The sequence below is a fragment of the Aquimarina macrocephali genome (assembly GCF_051627225.1).
Lineage (GTDB): Bacteria > Bacteroidota > Bacteroidia > Flavobacteriales > Flavobacteriaceae > Aquimarina > Aquimarina macrocephali.
In genome coordinates this window covers 5,835,804-5,859,900 of record NZ_CP151795.1, presented here as the reverse complement: position 1 = coordinate 5,859,900, position 24,097 = coordinate 5,835,804, and the positions used below count along the sequence as shown (strand labels likewise).

Sequence of the window (24,097 nt, the reverse complement as noted above, 5' to 3'; positions counted from 1 at the left end):
ATTTCGAAGTTAGTTTTTGCGTTTTCTGATATAACGAATCACTAAGATATAAATACTTGTTGGTATCACGATCCAGATCAACTCACTTAACACTACTTTAATGCCCCAGGCGCTAAAAAATTTACTAACACCAATCGGGGATACTTGAATCGGTCGCCACGGAAAAAAATATCGGGTAGTATCAAAAGGAGAGAAGAATGCAATCCCAAGCCCTCCTGTGGTCATTGCATCGAGAACACCATGAAAAGCTGTGCAAATGGTAAAATATAAGATTAGTGCAGCTCCTGTTTTGGTAAATGTCTTTTTAGAATAGAAAATAAAAGTAACGATAACCCCCAGAAGCAAAGCAAAAAATAATGAATGAGAAAACCCCCGATGTCCCCAAAAACTTTCATAGGTAATCCCATATTTAAAACCTATAACATCTGCATCGGGAAGGATTGAACAGATAATTCCTAATATCCATAATTTTTTGGTATAGATCTCTTTCGAAAAACTTTTACCAAACGCATATGCTGTAAATCCATGAGCAAAGATAGAGGCCAATGAGAATTCTGGTTTTTAATTAATTTTATAATTTAAGAATTTGATCAAGTTGTATTTTTGATACGGTTAATAACCCGGATTTTGGGAGCCTTTTGGTAAGTTCTCTCCAGTTTTCATCTTTATCAAAAATCTGCTTAAATATAGGCAATGCTTCATCAAGCCTTTTGTTATTGGCCAAAGCTACTGCTTTCCAATACTTCATTTCTAAATTTTCAGGAAATAATTGTTCTGCAGCTCCATAGGCTTGGAGAGCCATTTCCATATCTCCGACTTCTACTGCCAGATCTCCTTTATTCATGTATTCATAGGCTTTGTGTACTTGTAATAGGCGTTGTAATTCTACTAATGGTGTTGCGTGATCATCTATTCTTAGGTTAACTTTTTTATCTTCCCAAGAATTTTTAGCTGGTTTAGCATTCACAACCACCAGTGCAGCAGATTGCTTACCTCTGATATCTCCTCCTGCTTTCTGAGCAGCTATTAGAACTTTGACTACACGATCTGCCAGTGGTAGGTCTTTATGCTCTTCAAAAGCTTTGGCCATTGCAGGAACTACTTTGTCATTAAGCATCATATTGGCTTGTACAGCGTAGTTATCTCCAACGATATGATGCGCAGAAACAATACATTTTTCACCTGTAAAAGCAGCTGCATTACCTTTTACATCCAGAAATGCTACTTGTCTAAAATCTTTTCCATCATCTTTTGCTACCAGAAGATCGAGTGCTTCTTTGGCACTTTTACCTTGAGACATAAGTTTAAGGCCGTTAGGGCCGTATGCTGGATTAACAAAAGATTGTGTTGCTACTACACCAACACCAGATTGACCCCAGGATACAATCGATCCTACAGAAAACCAATGACTTTGGACTCCTACTGCCATTTCTCCAGTTGCCTTATCTCTTGCTACAATAGAAAAAGTATGTGCAAACTTTTCTTTATAGACCTGTTGAGCTTCCATCTGAAAGGATATTAGAATAATGAAAAATATTCCTCCTTTTACTACTAATGATTTCATATCTATATTTTTTGTTGCAATTAGCTTATTTTTTTCGTTGCCTTTTATTCCGCACATAAATTAACTTAGACCGTCCTTTAGCAGCTTCACGTTGTTCAATTTCAAAATTTTTAATTGACTTGATTAAAGGGGTCAATTTTTGAAAACCGTAGTTTCTGGAATCAAAATTTGGTTGTTTTTTTTGTAGCAGACTACCAACATCTCCAAGAAAAGCCCAGCCATCGTCATCGGCTACGTCGGATATGGTATGTGAGATTAGTTTAATCTCTTTTGAAGTGATTTTATCAACACTATTTTTAGAAACGGATGTAGTATCAATAGATTCTGATTCATTTTCTTCTGCTTCGTATTTAAGAATTTCGAGGTAAATAAATTTATCACAAGCTACAATAAATGGGTTTGGAGTCTTTTTTTCTCCTATTCCAAAGACTTTCATCCCTGCCTCTCTAAGTCTAGTTGCTAAACGAGTAAAATCACTATCACTGGATACTAAACAGAAGCCAGTTACTTTTTCAGAATATAGAATATCCATTGCATCTATAATCATTGCAGAATCTGTAGCATTTTTACCTTTTGTATATCCATATTGCTGGATTGGTGTTATTGCATTCTCTAGAAGAATTTTTTTCCACTTTGTAAGATCTGGTTTTGTCCAGTCTCCATAAATTCTTTTGATAGTTGGATTGCCATATTTTGCAATTTCTTCCATCATTTCTTTTATGTACGAAGATGGTATATTATCACCATCGATTAATACTGCAAGATTTAAATCCATAAAAAGGTATTAGAAGAGTTCAATCTAAAAAAAAACAAAATCAATTATATTATCGTTTCTTGTTTTTGTTTTTTAAGTTATATGTTTTATCTCCTTTGGTTTTAGGTTTTTTATATTTTTTCTTAATTTCTCGTTGGTATGAACCTCCCAGGTTTACTTTTTTATTTTTTGCTGACTTTTCATGAAAAGAAGCTCCAACTTCATCATTGGGTCGTTTATGAGGATTGTTGATTTCTTTAATTTTGGGTTGTTCTTCGGGAGTAAGCTGATCAGAGATTTCTACACCTACAGGAATATCTAATTGCTCGATTTTCATCTCCATCAAACTTTCGATAGCATCCAGATGCTCTTGTTCTTTTTCTGTAGTAAGTACAAACGAAACTCCTTCTTTTTCTGCACGACCGGTTCTACCAATACGGTGCATATAATTTTCTGGATATTCTGGGGTATCTAAATTAATTACCTGACTTACATTTTCTATATCCAGCCCCCTGGCCATTACATCTGTAGCAATCAATATTCGATTTTCTCCTTTTCTAAATTGCTCGATACTTCGCAATCTATAATTTTGAGTTTTGTTAGAATGGATAATACAAATCTCTTCTGCATATTTTTCTTCTAACTGTTCAAACAAACGATCGGCAATCTTTTTAAAACCAACAAAAATTAAAGTTTTGTGATAGGTTTCTTTATCAGAAAGCAATTGTTCCAGTAGGTTTACTTTTGTGTAAAAATTAGGAACCTTGTAACCATACTGTTTGATGTTTTCAAGAGGTGTTCCACTTTTTGCAATTGATATTTTTTGTGGTTTGACAAATATTTCTGAAATCATTTGATCTACTTCATCTGTCATTGTAGCCGAAAACATAATATTTTGTCGCTGCCGCGGAAGGATATCAAAAATGTTCATTAATTGATGTCTGAATCCTAAATCCAACATTACATCGACTTCATCGATCACCAGTTTCTGAATCGATTTGAGTTGTAACGCTCTGCTTACTGCCAGATCATATAAACGTCCCGGAGTGGCAACTACAATATCTAAACCTTGCGAAACAGCTTGTTTTTGCGTATTGATATTTGTACCTCCATATACTCCTGTTATTCGTACATTGGTGTATGTAGCAAGTTTTTCGATTTCATCAACTACCTGCACAACGAGTTCTCGTGTAGGAACTAATACTAATATTCTTGGGTTTTGTTGTACAGAATATTTTAGCATCCTTAAAATCGGAAGCATATAGGCATATGTTTTACCAGTACCTGTTTGTGCAATACCTACAACATCTTTTCCAGACATTACGGGTGCAAAAGCTTTTTCCTGAATAGGAGTAGGAGTCTCAAACCCTAAATCATCAAGGGAATTAAGAAGTTGCGTGTTTAGATTTAAATCTCGAAAAGTCAATTGATTTGTTTTTTTTTGATGCTACAAAGGTAGCCTTATTTTGGGACTGTGAACATTTTGGTTACTTTTGACTTTCTAATACAATACTAATGAAGAAAATCATTGCCTTTGCAGGCTCTAATAGCAGTACTTCTATTAACCATAAGCTCGTAGAGTTTGTAGTTTCAGAAATAAAAGGACATGATATAAGAATAATTAACCTGTTAAATTATGCTATGCCGATGTATAGCGAGGATGAAGAAAAAAATAATGGTTTCCCGGGGATGGTTATGGGACTAAAACAAGAAATCTCTGAGGCTGATGCATTGATTATTTCTGTAAATGAACATAATGGTAGCTGGGGTGCTTTTTTTAAAAATGTAATAGATTGGTTATCTCGATTGGATCGTAATTTTCTGGAAGGAAAGAAAATTTTGCTGATGAGTACTTCTCCAGGAAAAAGAGGAGGACTAAGTTCATTAGAATTTGCTAAGAATGTGTTTCCCAGATTTGGAGCCGAAATAGCGGAGAGTTTTAGTTTCCCTTCTTTTTATGATAATTTTTCTATAGAATCAAACACCGTAACAGATGAGACACTTTTATTGGGATTAAACGAAGTTCTCAGTACTTTTGCACATCAAATTTAATGAGCAAGTGCGAAGTGTTCGACAATATACTTTAGAAGATTTTTCAGAATTTAAAACTAAGCTATTACACTGGGGGCAGCAATTCGAAGAGGCTATTTGGCTGGATTCTAATAGCTATTCACAGCAATATTCTAGTTATGATGCTGTATTGGCGGTAGACGCTTTTACTACTATAAAAACCGATTATTATAATGGTTTTGATACATTAAAAGAATATCAGGGATTAACTTCGGATTGGATTTTTGGATATCTTTCTTATGATCTTAAAAATGATACAGAAGACTTGATTTCTGCAAATCAGGATGAATTATGTTTTCCGGATTTGTATTTTTTTCAGCCTAAAAAACTTTTTTTATTCAAAGGAAATATTCTTGAAATGCATTATTTAAGAATGGTAGATGATGAAATAGAAGAAGATTTTAAGACGATTTCTGAGAGTTTAATACTCAAAAAAGATACTGTAGAGCAACCTTGTGGTAAGGTAAAAATAAGCCTGCGTATTACAAAAGATGAATATAAAGAGAAGGTTAATGAAATGCTTGCTCATATTCATCGGGGAGATATTTATGAAGCTAATTTTTGCCAGGAGTTTTTTGCAAAAAACAGTTGTATTGATCCTTTACAGACATATTATCACTTAAACGATATTTCAAAACCTCCTTTTGCCACATTTTTTAGAATGAATGACCACTATTTGCTATCAGCTTCACCAGAACGCTATTTGCGAAAAGAAGGTCAAAAAATAATTTCTCAACCCATAAAGGGGACGGCAAAAAGGTCTCAGGACATTGATGAGGATACAAAATTAATATCAGATCTATATAGTGATCCCAAAGAGCGATCAGAAAACGTAATGATTGTGGATCTGGTACGAAATGACTTATCAAGAACTGCAACCAAAGGGTCGGTCACCGTAGAGGAATTGTGTAAGGTATATTCGTTTAAACAAGTACATCAAATGATATCTACAGTGACTTCGGCAATTGATGATACCATTTCCCCTGTTGATGTTATCAAAACTACTTTCCCAATGGGAAGTATGACAGGGGCACCCAAGATTTCTGCAATGCAAATCATAGAAAATCTTGAGAAATCTAAAAGAGGTTTATACAGTGGAGCTGTAGGATATTTTACTCCGGATGGAGATTTTGACTTTAATGTAGTGATTAGAAGTATTCTCTATAATGAGGAAAGGCAATATATATCATATACCGTAGGGGGAGCTATAACTGCTAAGTCAGATCCCGATAAAGAATATGAAGAATGTTTGCTTAAAGCAAAAGCAATGCGAGAGGTGTTAGAGGGATTGCAGTAAAAAGTATACAGGTAATATTATAAAAACTGTCACTCAATACTGCTAACTAAATAAGATTCCTTCTAAAACTCTTTCGTACATCAATGATAATTTCCTTGACTTCTTGTGCGGTTATATCTTTAATTTTAGCAATTTCTTCAAAGTTTAATCTTCCGAAAACAAAAAGATCAATAATTTTAGAAGTCTCGATTGGGAGCCAACTATAGAACTTACCTAATAATTTCTGTTTTCGATGCTCTGAGGAAGGTTCAGAGTCTATAACTTTAAGAATATCAGAATCCATATCATTGTATATAAAACTCTGCTTTTCTTCAGAATTTTGATGATAACAAATATCATCTAATTCTTCTTTCATAATAAGTTCATTATCTCCTTCAACGGTATAATTCTCTTCAAGTTTTTCGAGTTCTTCTTTTAGAAAATAACTGGTGCTAATATTTCTTTGATGCCAACCTTCACGAATATGTAATTCATCAATAAGCTCATCGGCAATTTTAAAGAGTTTAAGCTCTAGAGATAAGGTGTCTATTTCGACATCAAGATCATCATGATAAAGTTTCAATATCGCATCATCTATAATACCATTAGAACAATACATGTTCTGAGGTAAAATACCTACGCTTTCTGCAATATATAATCTGTGCTTCACATAGGGATGTAAGTGTGGTACAATGGATAATAATTTTTTACTAAATTCCCTTTGGTCATCCGCCTCATAAAATTCTTGTAATTCATGTGTCCTATTCATTTATCAGTAATTTAAGAGTTGCTTTCTAAAAATAATAAAAACAAACCAAATAAAGTGTTAAAAACCTGATAATCAATATGTAAATGTAATTTTCAAAGAAGATTGTTATCGCAATTCAAAATCGTATATTTGAAAAACCGAAAACTCTAATCCAAAATCTGTTGTTACAGGAGTTCAAAGATCATATTGCCATAAACTTTCCATTTCTTTCGGGAAGCAAATTATTAATCGCATGTAGTGGTGGGTTAGATAGTGTTATACTTGTAAGACTTTGTCATGCACTAGGTCTCCAGTATAGTATAGCACATTGTAATTTTAAATTAAGAGGAGAAGAAAGTAATGATGATGCAAACTTTGTTACTCAATTGTCTGATGAGCTTCAATGCTCAGTTTTTACTACACAGTTTGATACAGAAAACTATGCTGTAGATCATAATTTATCAATTCAGATGGCGGCCAGAGAGCTACGATACGATTGGTTTAAGAAACTAGCCCTAGAGCACCAGTTTGATTATATTCTTACCGCGCATCATGCAGATGATAATCTAGAAACTTTTTTAATAAATCTATCCAGAGGTACCGGAATAGAAGGATTAACAGGTATACCAGAAATTAATGGAACTTTTGTACGACCGCTATTACCATTTTCGAGAGAGCAGATTTTAGCATATGCAGAAAAAAATGACTGGCAATGGAGAGAAGATAGTAGTAATAGTAGCACGAAGTACCTGCGAAATAAACTGCGTCTTGATGTGATCCCAGAATTAAAAGTTGTTAACCCCCAGTTTTTACAGAGTTTTAATACCACTTTAGAATATCTAAAACAAAGTAGTGAATTTATTAAAAGTCAGGTAACTCAACTTAAAAAAGAGTTGTTCGAAGTTTCAGAAAATGATACTATTAAAATACCTATTAATAGATTAATTGATTATGGAAACCCAAGAGCTAGCTTGTATTTTTTGTTAAAAGAATATGGTTTTAAAGCCTGGAGTGATATTGAATATATGATCACTGGTCAATCCGGAAAACAAATTTTTTCGGGAACCCATCGTTTGGTAAAGGATAGAGAATGTTTATTATTGAGTCCAATATCAGAAAAAATCATAGATCGCAATTACAATATACCCGAAGCCGAAAGTATGTTGATGATCCCTCCGGGAACACTTAAATTTAAAGTAACATCCGAAATCTCGGATATAGACCTTAAGACCATTTATGTTGATAAAGAAAAGTTAAAGTATCCATTAACTGTAAGAAAATGGAAAGAAGGCGACTATTTTTACCCTCTGGGAATGAAAGGGAAAAAGAAATTGAGTAAATATTTTAAAGACGAAAAATTATCTTTACTCGCCAAAGAAAGAGTATGGTTATTATGTTCTGGAAAAGAAATAATTTGGATTATAAACTATAGAGCAGATAATAGATTTAAAATAATACCCCAAACAAAACAAATACTTAAAATTACAATAGCCTGATGCGATATCTCTTATTATTACTGACCACTATATTATTTTCTACAACGCTTTTTTCGCAAACATTGGATCCTGTTAAATGGAAAGCTACTATAGAGAAAGAAACTGATGATACTTATATCTTATATTTTGAAGCTACTCTTGATAAAGGATGGCATTTGTATTCTCAAAATGAAGCAGATAGTGATGAGATAGCTCCAACACCAACAGAGTTTACTTATAATAATACTCCCGAGAGTTATACACTTATAGGAGAAACGATAGAGCCTAAAGGTATTGAGAAGTATGACAACATCTTCGAGATGGATGTGAAGTATTTTGAAGATAAAGTGACTTTTTCTCAAAAAATCAAGCGAGTAAACAAAACTTTGGAACAGGTTAAAGCAGAAGTGTTCTTTTCGGTTTGTGATGATGAGAAATGTTTAGCTCCAGAGACCGTAGAATTTGATATCAATCTTTCTGGAGAAGCAATTGAAAATAAAGGAGACCTGTCTAGTATTACAGAAGGTGATCAAAAGAAATCCAAAGCATTATATATTGATGTAAAAGGCAAAGATGTTTTTCCTTCAGAACAAGTAGAGGAGAAAAGCTATTTTAATATTTTCCTTTTAGGATTTTTAGGAGGATTAATAGCTTTATTGACTCCTTGTGTATTTCCTATGATACCTCTTACAGTTTCTTTTTTTACCAAAGGAGCTAAGGATCGTAAAAAAGGATTATTCAATGCTATTTTGTATGGATTTTTTATATTCATTATTTATATTTTATTAAGCCTTCCTTTTCATTTGTTAGACTCGTTAGATCCAGAGATATTGAATAATATTTCGACAAATGTGACTCTTAATGTTGTCTTCTTTGTCATTTTTATTGTATTTGCGATATCCTTTTTTGGTTATTTCGAAATTACCTTGCCTGCTTCCTGGAGTACCAAACTAGATAGTAAAGCTACAAGTATCGGGGGAGTGATAGGTATATTCTTTATGGCATTAACATTGGCGCTGGTATCGTTCTCGTGTACAGGACCAATTTTGGGATCATTACTAGGAGGTTCTCTAAGTAGTGATGGAGGAGCAATGCAACTAAGCTTTGGTATGGGAGGTTTTGGATTAGCCTTGGCACTGCCATTTGCATTATTTGCGTTATTTCCTAATTGGCTAAACTCTCTACCAAAAAGTGGTGGATGGCTAAATGCAGTAAAAGTAGTTTTGGGCTTTATCGAACTCGCATTGGCATTTAAATTTTTATCAAACGCTGATCTTGTAGAGCATTGGGGAATTTTAAAACGAGAAGTATTTATTGGTATTTGGATTATTATTGGTCTGGGACTAACCTTGTATCTTTTTGGGAAAATACGTTTTCCTCATGATAGCCCGATACAAAAACTAAGTAAAGGAAGAAAAACTATAGGCGTTATCACATTAGCTTTTGTCATTTATTTAATTCCGGGACTTACCAATACAGCCTATGCGAACTTAAAATTACTAAGTGGTTTTCCTCCACCATTATTTTATAGTATTTATGAAAAAGAAGCTCACGGACCCTTAGGACTTAATGCATATACCGATTTTGAAGAAGGAGTAAAAGCTGCCAAAGCCCAAAATAAACCCATTATGCTTGATTTTACAGGTTGGGCTTGTGTGAATTGCCGTAAAATGGAAGAGCAGGTGTGGAGTCATCCAGAAATTATTGATATCCTTAAGAACAAGTATGTCTTAATTTCTTTATATGTTGATGATAGAGAAAAGCTATCAGAAGACGACCAATTTAAGTTTTTAAAACCCGACGGAAGAATTAAAGAGATTAGAACAGTAGGAGATAAGTGGGCGACATTTCAGACCTTAAACTTTAAAAATAACTCACAACCTTACTATGTACTATTAGATGCAGATATGAATTTACTAAACAAGACTGCAGCATATACTCCAGATACAAATGAGTACCTTAAATGGTTACAGACAGGACTGAAAAACTTTACTAAGTAAAGTTCTTACATTAAAAACTACTAAAACCACCGGTGAATAATGAATATTTTTATAAGTATCTGTGGAGTAATCTTTCTTGTTTTTTTAGTTCTATTATTTAGGTATCGGTTTTTGACTTCGAATTCAGTGATAATAATTGACTCTTCTATAAAATATAAAATGATTGATATAGAACAGAAAGATTATTTAAGATATAGTTTTGAATCTATAAATAGAAATAAAAGAATATGGCTTGCAGAACCATATGATACTATTAAATGGGTATATGTAAGTAAAGTAGATTTTGATAAATTATGGCCCGAAAGCCCATTTGAAATGTCTGATAAAAACTACTACATGAAAGCAAAATTCGAACTTAAAAAAATGCTTTTTGGAGATTACAGTTTAGCAAAAGTTATAGCATTCGAAAAAGTTACAGGAAAGCCATGTATAGAAAAATAACATACTTCTTATAGACTGGCTATATTGGGTTGAGCTTGTTACAATACGTCCATATTGATTGTAAGTTGTTAAAATCTCCTTAAAACTATCTGGCTCGCAATACCATTTTTTTATCTTCAGCAATAAACTAAACTTAAACCAATGCGATCAGTCAGATTTATTCTTTTAAGAAGCATAATGCTTCTTTGCACAAGTATTATGTTTTCTCAGGAAGCAGATTCCTATGATGTAAAAAAACACTATACAAAACAAGAAGTTGATATTGTAATGAGAGATGGAGTTAAACTTCATACTACAATTTATGCTCCAAAAGATACTTCAAAAAAATACCCAATTTTAATGCATCGAACTCCGTATAGTTCGAGACCATATGGTAAGGATGAATTTAAATCTAAAATCGGTCCTAATACATTTTTAATGAAAGAAGGCAATATTATTATCTATCAGGATGTACGTGGGCGTTGGATGAGTGAAGGAGTATATGATAATATGAGAGCATATATTCCTGGTAAAAAAGGAAAACAATTTGATGAAGCCAGTGATACCTATGATACGATAGATTGGTTAGTAAAGAATGTATCGAATACTAATAAAAAAGTAGGAATATGGGGAATCTCATACCCTGGTTTCTATGCGACGTATTCTTTATTAGATGCACACCCGGCTTTAAAAGCAGTATCGCCGCAAGCATGTATTGGTGATTTCTTTTTTGATGATTTTCATCATAATGGCGCATATCTGTTAAGCTATTGGAGAGCTACAGCAGTTTTTGGGTATGAAAAAACTAAACCTACAACAAAGAGTTGGTACACTTTTCCAGAACTGAAAAGTAAAGATCAATATCAATTCTTCCTGGATGCTGGACCTTTAAGCACTTTAGATCAGTACTATAAAGAAGATAATGTGTTTTGGACTCAATTAAAAGAACATCCTAATTATGATGAATTCTGGCAAAAAAGAGGAATAATTCAACATTTAAAAAACCAAAAAATTAAGCCAGCAGTAATGACTGTGGGAGGTTTATTTGATGCCGAAGATTTATATGGCCCTTTCGAGACTTATGAAAATATCGAAAAGAAAAGTGATAATTATAACATTATGGTTTTTGGACCATGGAGTCATGGAGATTGGGCAAGAACCAAAAAACGCCAAGCTATAGGTAATGTATATTTTGGAGATGATCTTTCTTTAAAATTTCAAAAAAATGTAGAAACTACCTTTTTTAATCACTTTCTAAAAGGAAATGCAGATGGAAAAACTGGATTACCAGAAATTCAAATTTTTGATACCGGAAAAAAGGAATGGAATTCTTATGAAAGCTGGCCTCCGGCAAATGTAGAGAAAAAGACATTCTACCTTTCTGCCAATGATGAATTGTCTGGTAAAAGCGGAGCAGGGTCTTCAGAATTTATAAGTGACCCTAAAAAACCAGTTCCTTATTCTGAAGATGTTAAAATGGTATTTACGCCAAGAAAATATATGACAGACGATCAACGATTTGCAGCACGTCGTCCCGATGTTTTAGTTTTTGAAACTCCTGTTCTTACCGAGGATATGACATTATCGGGAGAAGTATTGGCAAAACTAAAAGTAGCTACAACAGGTACAGATGCGGACTGGGCAGTAAAATTGATAGATGTATATCCCAATGATGTAGAAGATACAGAAGAGACACAGGAGTATTTAAAAATGGCGAATTACCATATGATGGTGCGTAGTGAAGTAATGAGAGGACGTTTTCGAAATGATTTTAGTAAACCGGAACCTTTTGTTGCTAATCAAAAAACAGATGTAAATATTAAGTTGCAGGACATTCATCATACGTTTAAGAAAGGACATAAGATACAGATTCAGGTACAGAGTACCTGGTTTCCTTTAATCGATTTAAACCCACAGACCTATGTCCCTAATATCTTTAAGGCAACTGAATCTGATTTTACCAAGCAAACACATAAAGTATATCATGATTCTACAATAGAAGTTATGATTTTAAAATAACTAATAAACCCTAATATATACTATCATGACCAAAGTAAAAATCAGTGTACTGCTATTTTCTTCTCTTCTGGCATTAACCAGCTGTAAGCAAGAAGTAAAAGAACCAGAACAGGGTGTTGCTTCACAAGAAGACATCATCGAAGAGCAGTCAAAAAAACTAAACGATTGGTTCGAAGCACAGTTTCAGCAAGAAATTGACAAATCACCAATGATGCAAACGTATTTAGGGATTAAAACAGACGATTATGGTAAATGGGATGATATCTCATCTAAACAAGAAGCAGAAGATTTAGAAAAAGCAAAAGAACGCCTTGCCTATTTAAAGGATTCTGTAGATGTATCTAAATTAAATGATGCAACTGCTCTAAGCTATAAATTGATGAAAAAGGATCTCGAAGATGAGATTGCAGACTTTCAATACAGATTCTATGATTATCCTGTAAATCAAATGTTTGGAATGCAGTCCAGGATTCCTGCTTTTCTTATCAATATGCATAAGATCAAGGATAAGAGTGATGCAGAAGCTTATGTTTCCAGATTAAATGGTATTAGTGAAATGTTTACTCAAGCGATAGAAAATATAAAGATCAGAGAAAAGAACGGAATCCTTCCTCCTAAGTTTGTGTTTGCCAGAGTTCTTGATGATAGCCGCAATATTATTGTAGGGCAGCCCTTTGATAAATCTAATCAGGAAAGTACTTTATTAGCTGATTTTAAAAGTAAAATTTCAACACTTAAATTATCTGATGAAGAACAGAGTGAATTGATATCTAAAGCAGAAAAAGGACTTATAGACAGTGTAAAACCAGCTTATGATAATCTTATCACATTACTAGAAGGACAACAACAAAGAGCAACTACAGATGATGGTTGCTGGAAATTTCCTAAAGGAGATGCGTTTTATAATAATGCATTACAACGCACGACCACTACTACGATGACTGCAGATCAGATTCATGAACTTGGATTAAAAGAGGTGGCTCGTATTCATGGTGAGATGCGGGATATCATGAAGCAAGTTAAATACGAAGGAACATTACAAGATTTTTTCAAGTATATGAAAGATGATAAAAAGTTCTATTTAGCAAATACCGAAGAAGGAAAAGCAGCATACCTTAAACAAGCAGTTGGATTAATTGATACGATGAAATCCAGGTTGGATGAACTTTTTATCACCAAACCAAAAGCAGATATCATTGTAAAAGCAGTAGAGCCTTTTAGAGAGAAAAATGCAGGAAAAGCTTTTTATCAAAGTGGAACTCCGGATGGATCAAGACCAGGGACATATTATGCCAATTTATATGATATGACGGCAATGCCAATATACCAAATGGAAGCTTTGGCATATCATGAAGGTATACCGGGACATCATATGCAGAGATCTATTGCACAAGAATTGCAGGACATCCCGAAGTTTAGAAAATTTGGTGGATATACAGCATATACAGAAGGCTGGGGGTTGTATACCGAACTACTACCCAAAGAAATAGGAATGTACAGTGATCCGTATTCGGATTTTGGTAGATTGGCAATGGAGCTTTGGAGAGCTTGCCGATTGGTTGTAGATACTGGGATTCATAGCAAAAAATGGAGTAGAGAAGAAGGGATTAAATATTATGTTGATAATACTCCTAATGCAGAAAGTGATGCCGTAAAAATGGTAGAACGTCATATTGTTATGCCAAGTCAGGCTACAGCATATAAGATAGGAATGAATAAGATTCTTGAACTACGCGAAAATGCAAAGAAAACCCTTGGTGATGCATTTGATATTAGAGAATTTCATGATGTAGTGTTAACCAATGGAGCTGTACCACTTACGATATTAGAAGAATTGATAGGAGAATGGGTGACCAGTAAAAGCACAAATAAGACTAAAGAAGAAGTAGGTTCTTAGTACTTTATTTACGTATTATAATAATCAGACCTCACAGGCATATACTGAACTTATTTCAGTATGCCTGTGAGGTTTTTTAGTCTACTGTTTTTGGTTTAGATAACAGAACCGATATATCAAAAAAAACATAGAATTTTCAAATTGTGAATATCTATTATCGGTATTGGTGGCTAGCGTTTTTTTAAAAATATATATTTGCCATCCTAAAAAAAAAGATATGAGCACTACTTGGTATGAATGTAAAGTAAAGTATAGAAAATTAGATGATTCTGGAGTACAGAAAGTTACTACAGAACCTTATTTGGTTGATGCTTTGTCCTATACAGAAGCTGAAACCAGAATCAACGAAGAAATGTCAGCATATATTAGTGAAGAATTTAAAATCACGAATATTAAGATTGCTAATTTTGCCGAGATACATCCTTTTGAAAATTCTGATCGATGGTTTAAATCAAAAGTAGCTTTAATTTCTTATGACGAAGAAAGTGGTAAAGAAAGAAAGTCGAGTATGTACTTGTTAGTACAGGCTAATGATGTAAAAGAAGCCTATGATAATACTATTAGTATGATGAAGGATTCTGTTAGTGATTATACAGTGCCTGCAATTTCAGAATCTCCGATTATGGATGTGTTTCCTTATTTCTCAGGCGAGGAAGAGCAACTTGAAAAGACTCAACCGATAGAGAAAGTTAATTTTTCTCAAGAGGAAGTATCAGAAGAAGTCGATGTTGTTGAGGAAAAAATATTAGAAGAAGTTAACCCTGCTCAAGAGGAAATTTCAGAAGAAGTTAATTCTATTGAAGAAGAAGTAGTAGAAGAGGTTAATTCTTCTCAAGAGGAAACATCAGAAGAGGTAGACGTATAGTTTACTTAAAACCTGAATTTGGCATAAGAAAACTGCGTCAGTTCGAGTGTTTACTTGGCTTACAAAGACAAGAAAATGTATCGAGAACAAGTTGTTTTCTTATGTCGAACTTGGATTACTTAAAGGAGTAAACATCCTCTTATTTATCCATCAATGTTCTAAATTGATAGAAGAAACGCTCAATAAGTCGAAGATCTTCGGTTACAATTTCTACAACACCTCTCATTTCCTGTTTAAAAGGAATTTCTTTGTCATAGGTAGTAATTAGTTTTTCGGGCAATTCGACATCGATAAGATATAACCCATCTTTATCTGGTAACAGGGATATATGCTTTACTTTACCTTTCAGAGTTCCAAATTCATCATCAGGAAAATTTTCTAATCTAATATTAGCAGTTTGTCCCACTTTTATTTTTCCCGAATTTTGAGAAGGAGCTTTAATTTTTGCCAGGTAAGAAGAGTATTCTGAAGGAACAATAATAAAAACAAGATCTCCTAGGGTTACGGTTTGATTTTCTGTCCAAAAATTAAGGAAAGAAACCCGTCCTTCAATATCTGACTTAAGTACATATTGCAACTCCCAGTCTTTAATACTTTTCTTTAACTGTCCAAAGGATTGTAACACCTTTTTAAACAGGTTAATTTCTTCTTTTCTCTTATTGATTTCTGTACCTTTTGATGTTTTGGTAGCATTGCTAATACTCTCGTTAATTTGAGATAGCTGTACGTCGTTATTTTCATAATTACGTTTGGTCCGCAGATAATCAAGTTCTTTGCTTTCAAATTCTTGTGCAGAGATTACTCCTTTTTCAAATAGGTTTTTTTGACGCTGAAGCTCTTTTCGTTTAAACTCTAGTTCGGCTTTACCAAGCCTTTTTTGAGCCTTTAGACTTTCTAGACGTCTGTAGAGTTCTGATAAGGATGTTTGATTTGCAATAGCTTCATTAGAGAAAGGCTGTAATTCTTTATTCAGGATATATTCAGAATAACTGTTTTCGAATATTGCATAGCTGGTTTCAATATCTCCCAGAAACAAGACCGGTAACTCATCAATAGGAAATGTAAATGATTTAGTATTTACTTTGATGGTATCTACAATAGATTTAAGCAAAAACACATCTTTATAATTAGCACTGCTTTCTAATATTGCCAGGGGAGTGTTTTTGGGTACAATTTGATTGTCTTTAACAAATAGAGACTCAATTTTACCATTAGTTTGAGCATATTCTTTTTGCGGTGGTATTCGAGTAGTGATAATCGCTTCTGCAGGTATCACATCGGGATACTTAACCAGCCAGGAAAGAAATAATAACAGTAGTACCAATACCAAAATCAAGAGATTTCCCCATCGTATCATCCAATGCGGAACCCTGGTTAGGATTTCCTGTACTTCTTCACTACGTAATTGTATGTCGTCTAAAGTGTCTGGCATAGTGTTTAATTATAAATTATGAATTAAGAATTACTAATTTTTAGTTTAGTGGTTTTTTGGATAGAACCAATGATTTTGAGTAATTCTTCACATTTATTAATAAGGTGTATACTTTCTTGATCTGTTATATAATTACTATCTCTTAATAATCTTAACCAATAATGTGTTTCTCTGGTTTCTTTATATGAAATAGCCATTTTTGATAAAAAATCTCTCGTGCTTTGCCCTCCTATAGCTTCTTCAATGTTTGCACCTATAGAGGTTCCACTTTTCAGAATTTGTTTAGACAGAACATATTCTTGTTGTTCTTTTATCAGTTTTTGATATAATTTAATACATAATAATGCAAATTCATAACTTTTCGTTTGAACAACATTTTCTTTTTTCATCTAATTCCTAATTCGTAATTCGTAATTGGTAATTCGTAATTGGTAATTCGTAATTGGTAATTCGTAATTCAAGTATTATTTTCCTAATTCGAGTTGATTTTTAACCAGGTGATAATAGTTTCCTTTCTCTTTAATTAGAGATTCATGATTTCCTACTTCTACAATTTTACCTTTGTCTAAAACAACAATCTGATGTGCATTTTTTACAGTACTTAATCGATGCGCTATCACCATTACGGTTTTGTCTTTAAAGAAGGTATCCAGTTTTTCCATGATTACCTTTTCGTTATTGGCATCAAGAGCAGAAGTGGCTTCATCAAAGAACAAATATTTAGGGTTTTTATAAACCGACCGAGCTATAAACAGCCTTTGTTTTTGTCCGGTACTTAATCCTACACCTTCCATCCCTATTTTGGTATTATAAGAAAGAGGGAGTGATTCGATAAACTCTTTGATATTAGCAACATCGACTGCATGTGCTAATTTTTTCTTATCCAGATAATCTTCTCCTACTGCAATATTATTTGCAATAGTATCATTAAAAATATACCCTTCCTGCATCACCACACCAAACTGATCTCTCCATGCTTTTTGGGATACATTATGTAAATCATGAGAGCCAATAAAAATCTGTCCTTCATCCGGCTCATAAAACTTAAGAAGGAGCTTCATTAGTGTTGTTTTTCCACTACCACTAACCCCAACTACAGCTGTAATTTTATTAGCAGGAATAGAAAGGTTGAGGTTTTCTAAGACCGGTTTATCGGCTCCAACGTATCTAAAACTTAGATTCTTGATTTCAAAACCAGAATTTGCCGAGATATCTCTAATCTTTTCATCTCCTGGGTGCTCTTCATCTTCTTTATTATGAATTTCTCCCAGACGTTCTAAAGAAATTTGTGCATCCTGTAGCTCTCTTAAGAAATTGATTAATTGCGAGATAGGTGCATTTAATTGTCCTACTATGGCCGTAATCGCCAGCATCATACCTAATGTGATATCACCATCTATAACCAGTTTTGCAGAGAAAACCGTAATCAGGATATTTTTTAGTTCATTAATAAAAGAAGATCCTACACTTTGGTACTGCTCCAGAGCCAGGCTCTCTATAGATATTCTAAACAGTTTTGCCTGTACAAACTCCCAGTTCCATCGTTTTCTTTTTTCAGCATTATGCAGTTTTATTTCCTGCATACCATTTACCAGTTCAATAACCTTACTTTGTTCCTCACTAATCTGCGAAAAGCGTTTATAATCTAGTTTTTTACGTTTTTTGAAGAACACAAGTATCCAGGCAAAATAGAACGTACTTCCTATGGCAAAAATACCAAAAATAGGAACGCTATAATAGATCAGGACGATACTAAACACAATGAGATTTACCATTGAGAATAGCACGTTTAAAGAAGACATGGTTAGTATCTGCTCGATTCGCTTGTGATCATTAATTCTTTGTAAAAGATCCCCCGTCATTTTTACATCAAAATAGGAGATAGGCAGATTCATGAGTTTAATAAAGAAATCTGATATCAGCGATATATTAATACGTGTACTAAGATGAAGTAAAATCCAACTTCTTAAAACATCGATTAATGTTCTACCAATAAACAGAGAAAGCATTGCGATCAATACAAGGTATATAAAATTAAGATCTTGATTTTTGATCCCGACATCTACTATACTTTGTGTTAAAAACGGAGTAATAAGTTGTAATAAACTTCCCGCACCTAGACCTAATGCCAGCTGAAAAAGAAAGGCTTTGTATTTAAATACATATTTGGATATAAACTTAAACCCAAATTTTTGATCCTCTTCATCCAGATTATCATTATAAAATTTAGGAGTAGGCTCCACTAGTAGAGCGACACCTTCTTCTGTAGTTTCATCGGCGTTATTACCAATCCATGCTTTAATAAATTCCTCTTTTGTATAGGTAATCAATCCATGAGCAGGATCAGAGACATACAAGGTCATTTCACCTTTACGCGAAGTTTTGACTTTATAGAGAACTACATAATGTACTTTGTTCCAGTGTACGATACAGGGTAGAGGTACCTCGTCTAATTTGTTTAAAGAAAGTTTTACCCCCAGAGATCTAAAGCCTATTTCCTCTACGGCATCACTTAGCCCCAGAAGAGAACTTCCTTCTCTGGTGGTTTCACTTAATGATCTAAGTTTTTGAGTATTGAGAACTCTTCCATAATGTTTTGCGATAATCTTAATACAAGTAGGCCCACAATCTTTCGACTCTGCTTGTTTGTAAAATGGAAATTTAGGCATTAAGCTTTTTTAAATTAAATTGATTTTTGTGTAATGTATCTATCTACAAAGTAAAGTAATTCTTTTCTATAATACTAATACCGTGTTTTAGGGCGTGACCCTATGGGGTCAGGCTATTTGCTATATCTTTTTTATTATTCCTTAGATATATTGCTAAAGCAAAAAAAAGGAGCAAATACAAAAAAGGATGCCGCTACTATCCTTCACGCAAACCTGATAATACCGATTTGTAATCTGTGTCTATAAAACTTAAAAATAAATCAAAAACAACAGCCTGTGATGTATCATCTACATCTGCTACAAGAATAAGACATACCAGTTTCATTTTTCGAGACTGAGTATTTTTTATACGTTAGAATAAGAAAACAGTCAACTCATACGTGACTATTTTAATCTTTTGTTGCATCACACGGATTGCAAATCTGCGCTATCAAAGCTTCTCATGTCTATTTAATGTAAGACCATCGGTAAACCTTTATGCCAAATAGTGTAACATTCTTAAAAGTAATTTGTTCTTACCCTATATAAATCAAATATGATCTTATGAAATGAGTCATAATAAGACGGTTAATACCAACCGAAATGATTATAGGCAAATTCCATCTGACCGATAAAAACAAATAAACAGATGAAACATCTTACTTTATTGTCTTTTTTAATTATTATACTATCCTGTTCTTCAGAAAATGAGACGAAAAGAATTAAAAAAGCATCAGAATATTTTCCAAAAGAAAAAGCAAAAGTTCTAATTGTAGGTACTTTTCATTTTAATTATCCAGGATTAGATGTGGCTAAAGTAATACCAGAAAATCAAATAGATGTATTAATAGAGCCTAAGAAATCAGAGGTTAATGAGCTTGTAAATTATATTAAGAAATTTAAACCCAATAAAATAGCAATAGAGGCTACACCAAAATGGAATGCTACAGGAAAACTAAAAAAATATAAAGATGGAGCATATAGAGACCAAAGAGATGAACGTTTTCAAATAGGGATGCGTATTGCAAATGAACTAAAATTAGACACGCTATATGCTATTGATGCAAATTCTATGAGCGACGATATAGAGAAGTTAGATTCTATTTACACTAATAAACTGTATAAAGATTTTGACTTTCAAAATGATGATCCCTACAGAAAAATGACTCTTGATTGGTATAAAGGAGAAACTGAGATCATCCCAAAAATTAATTTAGTAGACTATTTCAAGCATTTAAACTCTAGAGAATCTCATTTATACGGATACGGAGCCTATCTTGTTGGAGATTTTAAGTTGGATAACGAAAGAGGCGCCGACATTTTATCTTTCTGGTGGTATAATAGAAATGTAAGAATCTTTAGAAAATTACAAAAAGTCACAGAAAATAGTGAGGATAGAATTCTGGTACTCATTGGGAACGGTCATGCAGCAGTTTTAAGACATCTACTAGAAAGCTCACCAGAATATGATTTTATAGAATTTGATAGTTTATAAAATAGTTGCCAATACCTAATAACCTGGATTCATAATCCAGGCTATTGCGTTTAAAAAATAGGTTCAACTCTTATACATATCGCCGATATAAGCTTTTTGCTTTTTTGTAATGTTGATATGCTTTTCGTTCTTTTTTATAAAGTATTGCCCTATTGTATTAGCAGGAAAGAAAATCCCCGTCTTTCTTGTTTTGCTTATAAACGTACCAAAAATCTTATCCCAAAGCCCTTGTATACCATAGTTACCTCTATAATTGGTATGGTGTCTGTCATGAAAATCAGAACCTATAAAAAATATGGATACGGCGCTATGCCCTTCTATGTTAAATAAATTGATAACCACTGTCCAGGCAAGTAATTGATGAAAATCAAAACCAAATAGAATAAGAACCACCATATCTGCAAAAACAAAATTGATAACCTGATCTGCAAAATTCTTATACGCAGTCACAAAACCCGATGTATCCCTATATCGATGATGTTTACCATGGATTTTGAACAATTTCGGAAACTTCTTATTGTGTAAAAACCAATAATGATGAGCAAAAAAAGCAAAATCTGTAACAATAATACTTAAGAGAAACCATCCACAGTTTTCGACAAAATTAACCTCCCGATGTACCTCTCTAAGTATGATAATTACCCCACTAGAAATCATAAGGTTTTGAAAAAGAGATAGAAAAAAAAGTTTGATTGATGGATGTTTATAAGGCTGACTTTTTACCTTGGTCACTCTGGTATTTAGCTTTTTAGTGAGCTTACGGTTTTTCTTAATTACCTTTTCTATCAAAAAAACTATGATATAATATGATGATAGATTTACTCCCCAATATATAAGAATCTTAGAAATTAACGTAAGTTGAAACCCCTCGAATAGGTGAACAAATATCCATTGAAATAACACACAAGCAAGTGTGATTTTTATGTAAAATTCAACATCAGAGAGATAATCAAAGAACGTTTGTATACTTAACTTTTTCATAGCATTAATTTTTGATAACAATTAAAATATAAATAGGGGGGTACAACTTCCTTTTTCAAGTAGTCACATTGAGGTATCTATGTGCTTTTGTTTTTATAAGGCAAAGTATTGATTGGGAGGTATAAGAATGTTGCATTAGACTCTTATTCAATCAATGTATCTGTGATAGTGTTGATTTCGTTTTCTTATTGGGATTCTATTGCATCACTATCTTCTGGGATGTAATTGTAGTACTTTAAAAGTAATATATACCCCTACTAAAAACAATAGGTGTTTTCCCTTGTTTTTTTTAGGATGTTTAGGGGATGAATTCATAGTAAGAAGAATAGGGGGAGATGTGGTTTTTCATCAAAAGCCTTGTCATTTTGAGCTTCGTCGAAGGGGCGATACAATTTTTACCCGCTTCACTAGGAAAACCACTCAATTTGATGGCTTCTGATTAGCTTAAAAGTTATATCGAACTCACGTTACTTTAATGTGGTGTTTTACACTATCTGTGGTAATGTGGTTGTAATTGGTGTAATCTCCTCTCTCGGCAATTCGCAATAGGTGTACAAATGCAGAGTCTACTTCTTTGATCAACGCCCAAGAGCAAGCAGCATTATACATATCTGATGTATTTCCATGGTATCCACTTACCCCAAAAGCTTCTGAATATTTCTTAGCAGATTGTAGATAATCCTTGGACTCGTAGAGTTTCCAAGCTTCATTTTTCAAAGTAGAGTATTGGGCTTTCTCTTCAACAGTAAGCTCTTTGGCAGTGATTTCAGTTTTGACTTCCTTTTTTTGCTGTTTACAGGAAAGTACCAGAGCTAGAACTAATAAGAATATTATTTTTTTCATTTTTATAAGCTGGTATTGTATTGGGTTATTAAAAAGTGATATTCTACTTACAATATTACAAGAAGCCAGTTTCGTTTTTCGGAACTGAGAAAAATTTTCTAAAAAAAAAACTAGAATTATGTTATGGTTTTGATTTTTTGCTAAAACGAATAGGTTATTTCATCTTTAATTTTCTTTTTTTATTACTTTATCAAGTTTTAATTTAGTCTTACTTCCATCAATATTTGTATAAAATAATTCAATAAAACCATATTCAATATTAAATAGAGCGGTTAATTTGGTTTCACCTAGCCTACTTGTTGCTGTGGCATCAATAGTATAACACTCTAATTTACCAAAAGGCGTATTTATTTTCTTTTTACCCGTTATTTCATAAACATACTTATTTTCAATTCCTCCTTCCCATGCTAACCACCTTTTATCACCCCAATTACTACCTATTTTTAATGACCAATTCCATTTATTCCCGACTTCAAAAGGAGTTTGTATGTACGGAAATGGATTTAACTCAAGAATCCTAAAATATTTATCCCTTGGTGGATGCATCCATACGTTTTTTTCATTTTCTATAATACCCGAAATTGAGTTAAAAGCTGATAATTCATCCTTTGTTAAGTAGCTATATTGAGCTACTGTTTGATTATAATCTGGTTCATATTGTATCATAGGTTCAAGCCCTTCATTTATGCTGATCTTAACTTCTAGAATGGTGTTTTCATCTATTGAGTCGGTAGAAACAAACTTCCAAGAATGCTTCCATCCGTCTATTGATGGATCTTCTTTAAAATAGTATTTGCTATTATTTTTTGTAATATGTTCGTAAGAATATATGAACTCTAAATTTTTTCTATAAACATTATTGTTATCTGTATATCTAGTAAGTTTAACATTTGTAGAATCAAATACTTCAACAAATACACCTTCTTCCTTAATAAGTTTATAATCCTTATGTTTTTTTTCAAAATCTGATTTACAACTTGTCAGTACAATGGTTAAGATGAATAACCTTAATACTATTTTCATTTGGTATATTTTTTAGATGGATATCTGTATCCAATCGATTTTAAGAATACTCGTAAAAATTGAGACTAAATATGCAGATTGAATTGTGCAGGAAATAAACAAGTATTCATCAAAATAAATATATCTGCTTGTTATAATTTAAAACTGTCATCTAATTCTCCTTTGTTATGAATGTTCGGGTATCTTTTTAGTTCATAGAAAATAAAATTATCCTCAATACTGTCTACCATAAATGATCGAAAATTTGCATGAATCGTGAAAAAAGGATCAGACTTGCTAGGTTTAGCATTACAGTTTTCTATATAAACATAAGCTGTAATACCATTAATATCTAATGTATAGCAAAAATTTTGTGATGATTCTGAGACTAAAATGACTTCAGCAAAAAGGAGTTCTTCTTTTGAGATATTTTTTAATTTACAATGAAAATATGGTGTTTTACTATATGTAATTGATGACATGCTGTCATTTTCATATATAGATTCTAATAGCTCTTTTACCGCCTTTTTAGACTCGTCATTTTGGGCATAACAAGAATTAAGGTTAATAGCCAAGATAAATACAATAACAATCTTTAAATTTTTCAT

22 protein-coding genes are annotated in these 24,097 nt (G+C 33.0%); 9 read left to right on the top strand and 13 right to left on the bottom strand.

What is annotated here, in order from left to right; all coding sequences use genetic code 11:
- Positions 1-9 precede the first annotated feature (9 nt).
- From AAFU52_RS25715 to AAFU52_RS25700, 4 genes are read right to left on the bottom strand one after another with little or no spacing between them, the layout of a single operon-like run.
- On the bottom strand, positions 10-546 hold the full coding sequence (locus tag AAFU52_RS25715; RefSeq protein ID WP_438424401.1) for a metal-dependent hydrolase: 537 nt from the start codon (positions 544-546) through the stop codon (positions 10-12).
- A 25-nt stretch (positions 547-571) separates the two neighbouring features.
- Entirely contained in the window at positions 572-1,564 is a 993-nt protein-coding gene (locus AAFU52_RS25710; protein ID WP_438424399.1) for a DUF1028 domain-containing protein, read from the bottom strand.
- A 25-nt stretch (positions 1,565-1,589) separates the two neighbouring features.
- Positions 1,590-2,339: an NYN domain-containing protein gene (locus AAFU52_RS25705; RefSeq protein ID WP_024770437.1), complete on the bottom strand. Its 750-nt coding sequence runs from the start codon at positions 2,337-2,339 to the stop codon at positions 1,590-1,592.
- A 49-nt stretch (positions 2,340-2,388) separates the two neighbouring features.
- The gene (locus AAFU52_RS25700; protein ID WP_438424396.1) at positions 2,389-3,744 is read right to left on the bottom strand and encodes a DEAD/DEAH box helicase; all 1,356 of its coding nucleotides are present in this window, start codon (positions 3,742-3,744) and stop codon (positions 2,389-2,391) included.
- An 89-nt stretch (positions 3,745-3,833) separates the two neighbouring features.
- Here AAFU52_RS25700 and AAFU52_RS25695 point away from each other — a divergent pair, with 89 nt between their 5' ends.
- Together AAFU52_RS25695 and pabB are read left to right on the top strand one after the other, a co-directional pair.
- Positions 3,834-4,370, top strand: coding sequence for an NADPH-dependent FMN reductase (locus AAFU52_RS25695; RefSeq protein ID WP_438424395.1), 537 nt, complete (start codon positions 3,834-3,836; stop codon positions 4,368-4,370).
- A gap of 7 nt (positions 4,371-4,377) precedes the next feature.
- Positions 4,378-5,685 (top strand): aminodeoxychorismate synthase component I, encoded by a 1,308-nt coding sequence (gene pabB / locus AAFU52_RS25690; RefSeq protein WP_438424393.1) that lies wholly within the window; start codon positions 4,378-4,380, stop codon positions 5,683-5,685.
- Between the two features lie 46 nt (positions 5,686-5,731).
- On the opposite strand, the gene AAFU52_RS25685 is transcribed toward pabB, so the two are convergent.
- Entirely contained in the window at positions 5,732-6,433 is a 702-nt protein-coding gene (locus AAFU52_RS25685; protein WP_024770433.1) for a hypothetical protein, read from the bottom strand.
- 161 nt (positions 6,434-6,594) lie between these two features.
- Between AAFU52_RS25685 and tilS the strand changes: the two genes are divergently transcribed.
- The 6 genes from tilS to AAFU52_RS25655 all read left to right on the top strand — a co-directional run bounded on the left by tilS (position 6,595) and on the right by AAFU52_RS25655 (position 15,088).
- Positions 6,595-7,908, top strand: a complete 1,314-nt coding sequence (gene tilS, locus AAFU52_RS25680) for a tRNA lysidine(34) synthetase TilS (protein ID WP_024770432.1) — start codon at positions 6,595-6,597, stop codon at positions 7,906-7,908.
- Positions 7,908-9,887: a cytochrome c biogenesis protein CcdA gene (locus AAFU52_RS25675; protein WP_438424391.1), complete on the top strand. Its 1,980-nt coding sequence runs from the start codon at positions 7,908-7,910 to the stop codon at positions 9,885-9,887. Before tilS ends, AAFU52_RS25675 begins: the two co-directional genes overlap by 1 nt.
- 159 nt (positions 9,888-10,046) lie before the next feature.
- The gene (locus AAFU52_RS25670; protein ID WP_438424388.1) at positions 10,047-10,328 is read left to right on the top strand and encodes a hypothetical protein; all 282 of its coding nucleotides are present in this window, start codon (positions 10,047-10,049) and stop codon (positions 10,326-10,328) included.
- Between the two features lie 141 nt (positions 10,329-10,469).
- Entirely contained in the window at positions 10,470-12,326 is a 1,857-nt protein-coding gene (locus tag AAFU52_RS25665) for a CocE/NonD family hydrolase (RefSeq protein ID WP_438424386.1), read from the top strand.
- Between the two features lie 25 nt (positions 12,327-12,351).
- Positions 12,352-14,223, top strand: coding sequence for a DUF885 domain-containing protein (locus AAFU52_RS25660; protein WP_438424385.1), 1,872 nt, complete (start codon positions 12,352-12,354; stop codon positions 14,221-14,223).
- Positions 14,224-14,440: 217 nt separating this feature from the next.
- On the top strand, positions 14,441-15,088 hold the full coding sequence (locus AAFU52_RS25655) for a DUF4494 domain-containing protein (protein WP_438424383.1): 648 nt from the start codon (positions 14,441-14,443) through the stop codon (positions 15,086-15,088).
- A gap of 139 nt (positions 15,089-15,227) precedes the next feature.
- Here the strand turns inward: AAFU52_RS25655 and AAFU52_RS25650 are convergent, their stop codons facing one another.
- The 4 genes from AAFU52_RS25650 to AAFU52_RS25635 form a co-directional block, all read right to left on the bottom strand.
- The gene (locus AAFU52_RS25650) at positions 15,228-16,520 is read right to left on the bottom strand and encodes an HlyD family secretion protein (protein WP_106791214.1); all 1,293 of its coding nucleotides are present in this window, start codon (positions 16,518-16,520) and stop codon (positions 15,228-15,230) included.
- Between the two features lie 23 nt (positions 16,521-16,543).
- On the bottom strand, positions 16,544-16,909 hold the full coding sequence (locus AAFU52_RS25645; protein WP_024770425.1) for a four helix bundle protein: 366 nt from the start codon (positions 16,907-16,909) through the stop codon (positions 16,544-16,546).
- A 75-nt stretch (positions 16,910-16,984) separates the two neighbouring features.
- Positions 16,985-19,189 carry a peptidase domain-containing ABC transporter gene (locus AAFU52_RS25640; RefSeq protein ID WP_024770424.1) on the bottom strand — a complete coding sequence of 735 codons (2,205 nt, stop codon included), beginning with the start codon at positions 19,187-19,189 and terminating at the stop codon, positions 16,985-16,987.
- Positions 19,190-19,385: 196 nt separating this feature from the next.
- The gene (locus AAFU52_RS25635) at positions 19,386-19,514 is read right to left on the bottom strand and encodes a hypothetical protein (protein ID WP_438424380.1); all 129 of its coding nucleotides are present in this window, start codon (positions 19,512-19,514) and stop codon (positions 19,386-19,388) included.
- 303 nt (positions 19,515-19,817) lie between these two features.
- Here AAFU52_RS25635 and AAFU52_RS25630 point away from each other — a divergent pair, with 303 nt between their 5' ends.
- Positions 19,818-20,663, top strand: coding sequence for a DUF5694 domain-containing protein (locus AAFU52_RS25630; RefSeq protein ID WP_438424377.1), 846 nt, complete (start codon positions 19,818-19,820; stop codon positions 20,661-20,663).
- Between the two features lie 63 nt (positions 20,664-20,726).
- Here AAFU52_RS25630 and AAFU52_RS25625 read toward each other — a convergent pair whose 3' ends face one another.
- The 4 genes from AAFU52_RS25625 to AAFU52_RS25610 all read right to left on the bottom strand — a co-directional run bounded on the left by AAFU52_RS25625 (position 20,727) and on the right by AAFU52_RS25610 (position 24,097).
- Positions 20,727-21,644: a sterol desaturase family protein gene (locus AAFU52_RS25625; protein ID WP_438424375.1), complete on the bottom strand. Its 918-nt coding sequence runs from the start codon at positions 21,642-21,644 to the stop codon at positions 20,727-20,729.
- Between the two features lie 462 nt (positions 21,645-22,106).
- Positions 22,107-22,487, bottom strand: a complete 381-nt coding sequence (locus AAFU52_RS25620) for a hypothetical protein (RefSeq protein ID WP_438424372.1) — start codon at positions 22,485-22,487, stop codon at positions 22,107-22,109.
- A 165-nt stretch (positions 22,488-22,652) separates the two neighbouring features.
- The gene (locus tag AAFU52_RS25615; RefSeq protein ID WP_438424371.1) at positions 22,653-23,510 is read right to left on the bottom strand and encodes a hypothetical protein; all 858 of its coding nucleotides are present in this window, start codon (positions 23,508-23,510) and stop codon (positions 22,653-22,655) included.
- Positions 23,511-23,641: 131 nt separating this feature from the next.
- Positions 23,642-24,097, bottom strand: coding sequence for a hypothetical protein (locus tag AAFU52_RS25610; RefSeq protein WP_438424369.1), 456 nt, complete (start codon positions 24,095-24,097; stop codon positions 23,642-23,644).

Coding starts and splice junctions, on each gene's coding strand:
- AAFU52_RS25660 (WP_438424385.1), top strand. CDS start 12,352: ATGACCAAAGTAAAAATCAGTGTACTGCTATTTTCTTCTCTTCTGGCA.
- AAFU52_RS25630 (WP_438424377.1), top strand. CDS start 19,818: ATGAAACATCTTACTTTATTGTCTTTTTTAATTATTATACTATCCTGT.
- AAFU52_RS25705 (WP_024770437.1), bottom strand. CDS start 2,339: ATGGATTTAAATCTTGCAGTATTAATCGATGGTGATAATATACCATCT.
- AAFU52_RS25670 (WP_438424388.1), top strand. CDS start 10,047: ATGATTGATATAGAACAGAAAGATTATTTAAGATATAGTTTTGAATCT.
- AAFU52_RS25695 (WP_438424395.1), top strand. CDS start 3,834: ATGAAGAAAATCATTGCCTTTGCAGGCTCTAATAGCAGTACTTCTATT.
- AAFU52_RS25685 (WP_024770433.1), bottom strand. CDS start 6,433: ATGAATAGGACACATGAATTACAAGAATTTTATGAGGCGGATGACCAA.
- AAFU52_RS25665 (WP_438424386.1), top strand. CDS start 10,470: ATGCGATCAGTCAGATTTATTCTTTTAAGAAGCATAATGCTTCTTTGC.
- AAFU52_RS25655 (WP_438424383.1), top strand. CDS start 14,441: ATGAGCACTACTTGGTATGAATGTAAAGTAAAGTATAGAAAATTAGAT.
- AAFU52_RS25610 (WP_438424369.1), bottom strand. CDS start 24,097: ATGAAAAATTTAAAGATTGTTATTGTATTTATCTTGGCTATTAACCTT.
- AAFU52_RS25615 (WP_438424371.1), bottom strand. CDS start 23,510: ATGAAAATAGTATTAAGGTTATTCATCTTAACCATTGTACTGACAAGT.
- AAFU52_RS25640 (WP_024770424.1), bottom strand. CDS start 19,189: ATGCCTAAATTTCCATTTTACAAACAAGCAGAGTCGAAAGATTGTGGG.
- AAFU52_RS25710 (WP_438424399.1), bottom strand. CDS start 1,564: ATGAAATCATTAGTAGTAAAAGGAGGAATATTTTTCATTATTCTAATA.
- AAFU52_RS25675 (WP_438424391.1), top strand. CDS start 7,908: ATGCGATATCTCTTATTATTACTGACCACTATATTATTTTCTACAACG.
- AAFU52_RS25625 (WP_438424375.1), bottom strand. CDS start 21,644: ATGAAAAAGTTAAGTATACAAACGTTCTTTGATTATCTCTCTGATGTT.
- AAFU52_RS25620 (WP_438424372.1), bottom strand. CDS start 22,487: ATGAAAAAAATAATATTCTTATTAGTTCTAGCTCTGGTACTTTCCTGT.
- AAFU52_RS25650 (WP_106791214.1), bottom strand. CDS start 16,520: ATGCCAGACACTTTAGACGACATACAATTACGTAGTGAAGAAGTACAG.
- AAFU52_RS25635 (WP_438424380.1), bottom strand. CDS start 19,514: ATGAAACTGGTATGTCTTATTCTTGTAGCAGATGTAGATGATACATCA.
- AAFU52_RS25645 (WP_024770425.1), bottom strand. CDS start 16,909: ATGAAAAAAGAAAATGTTGTTCAAACGAAAAGTTATGAATTTGCATTA.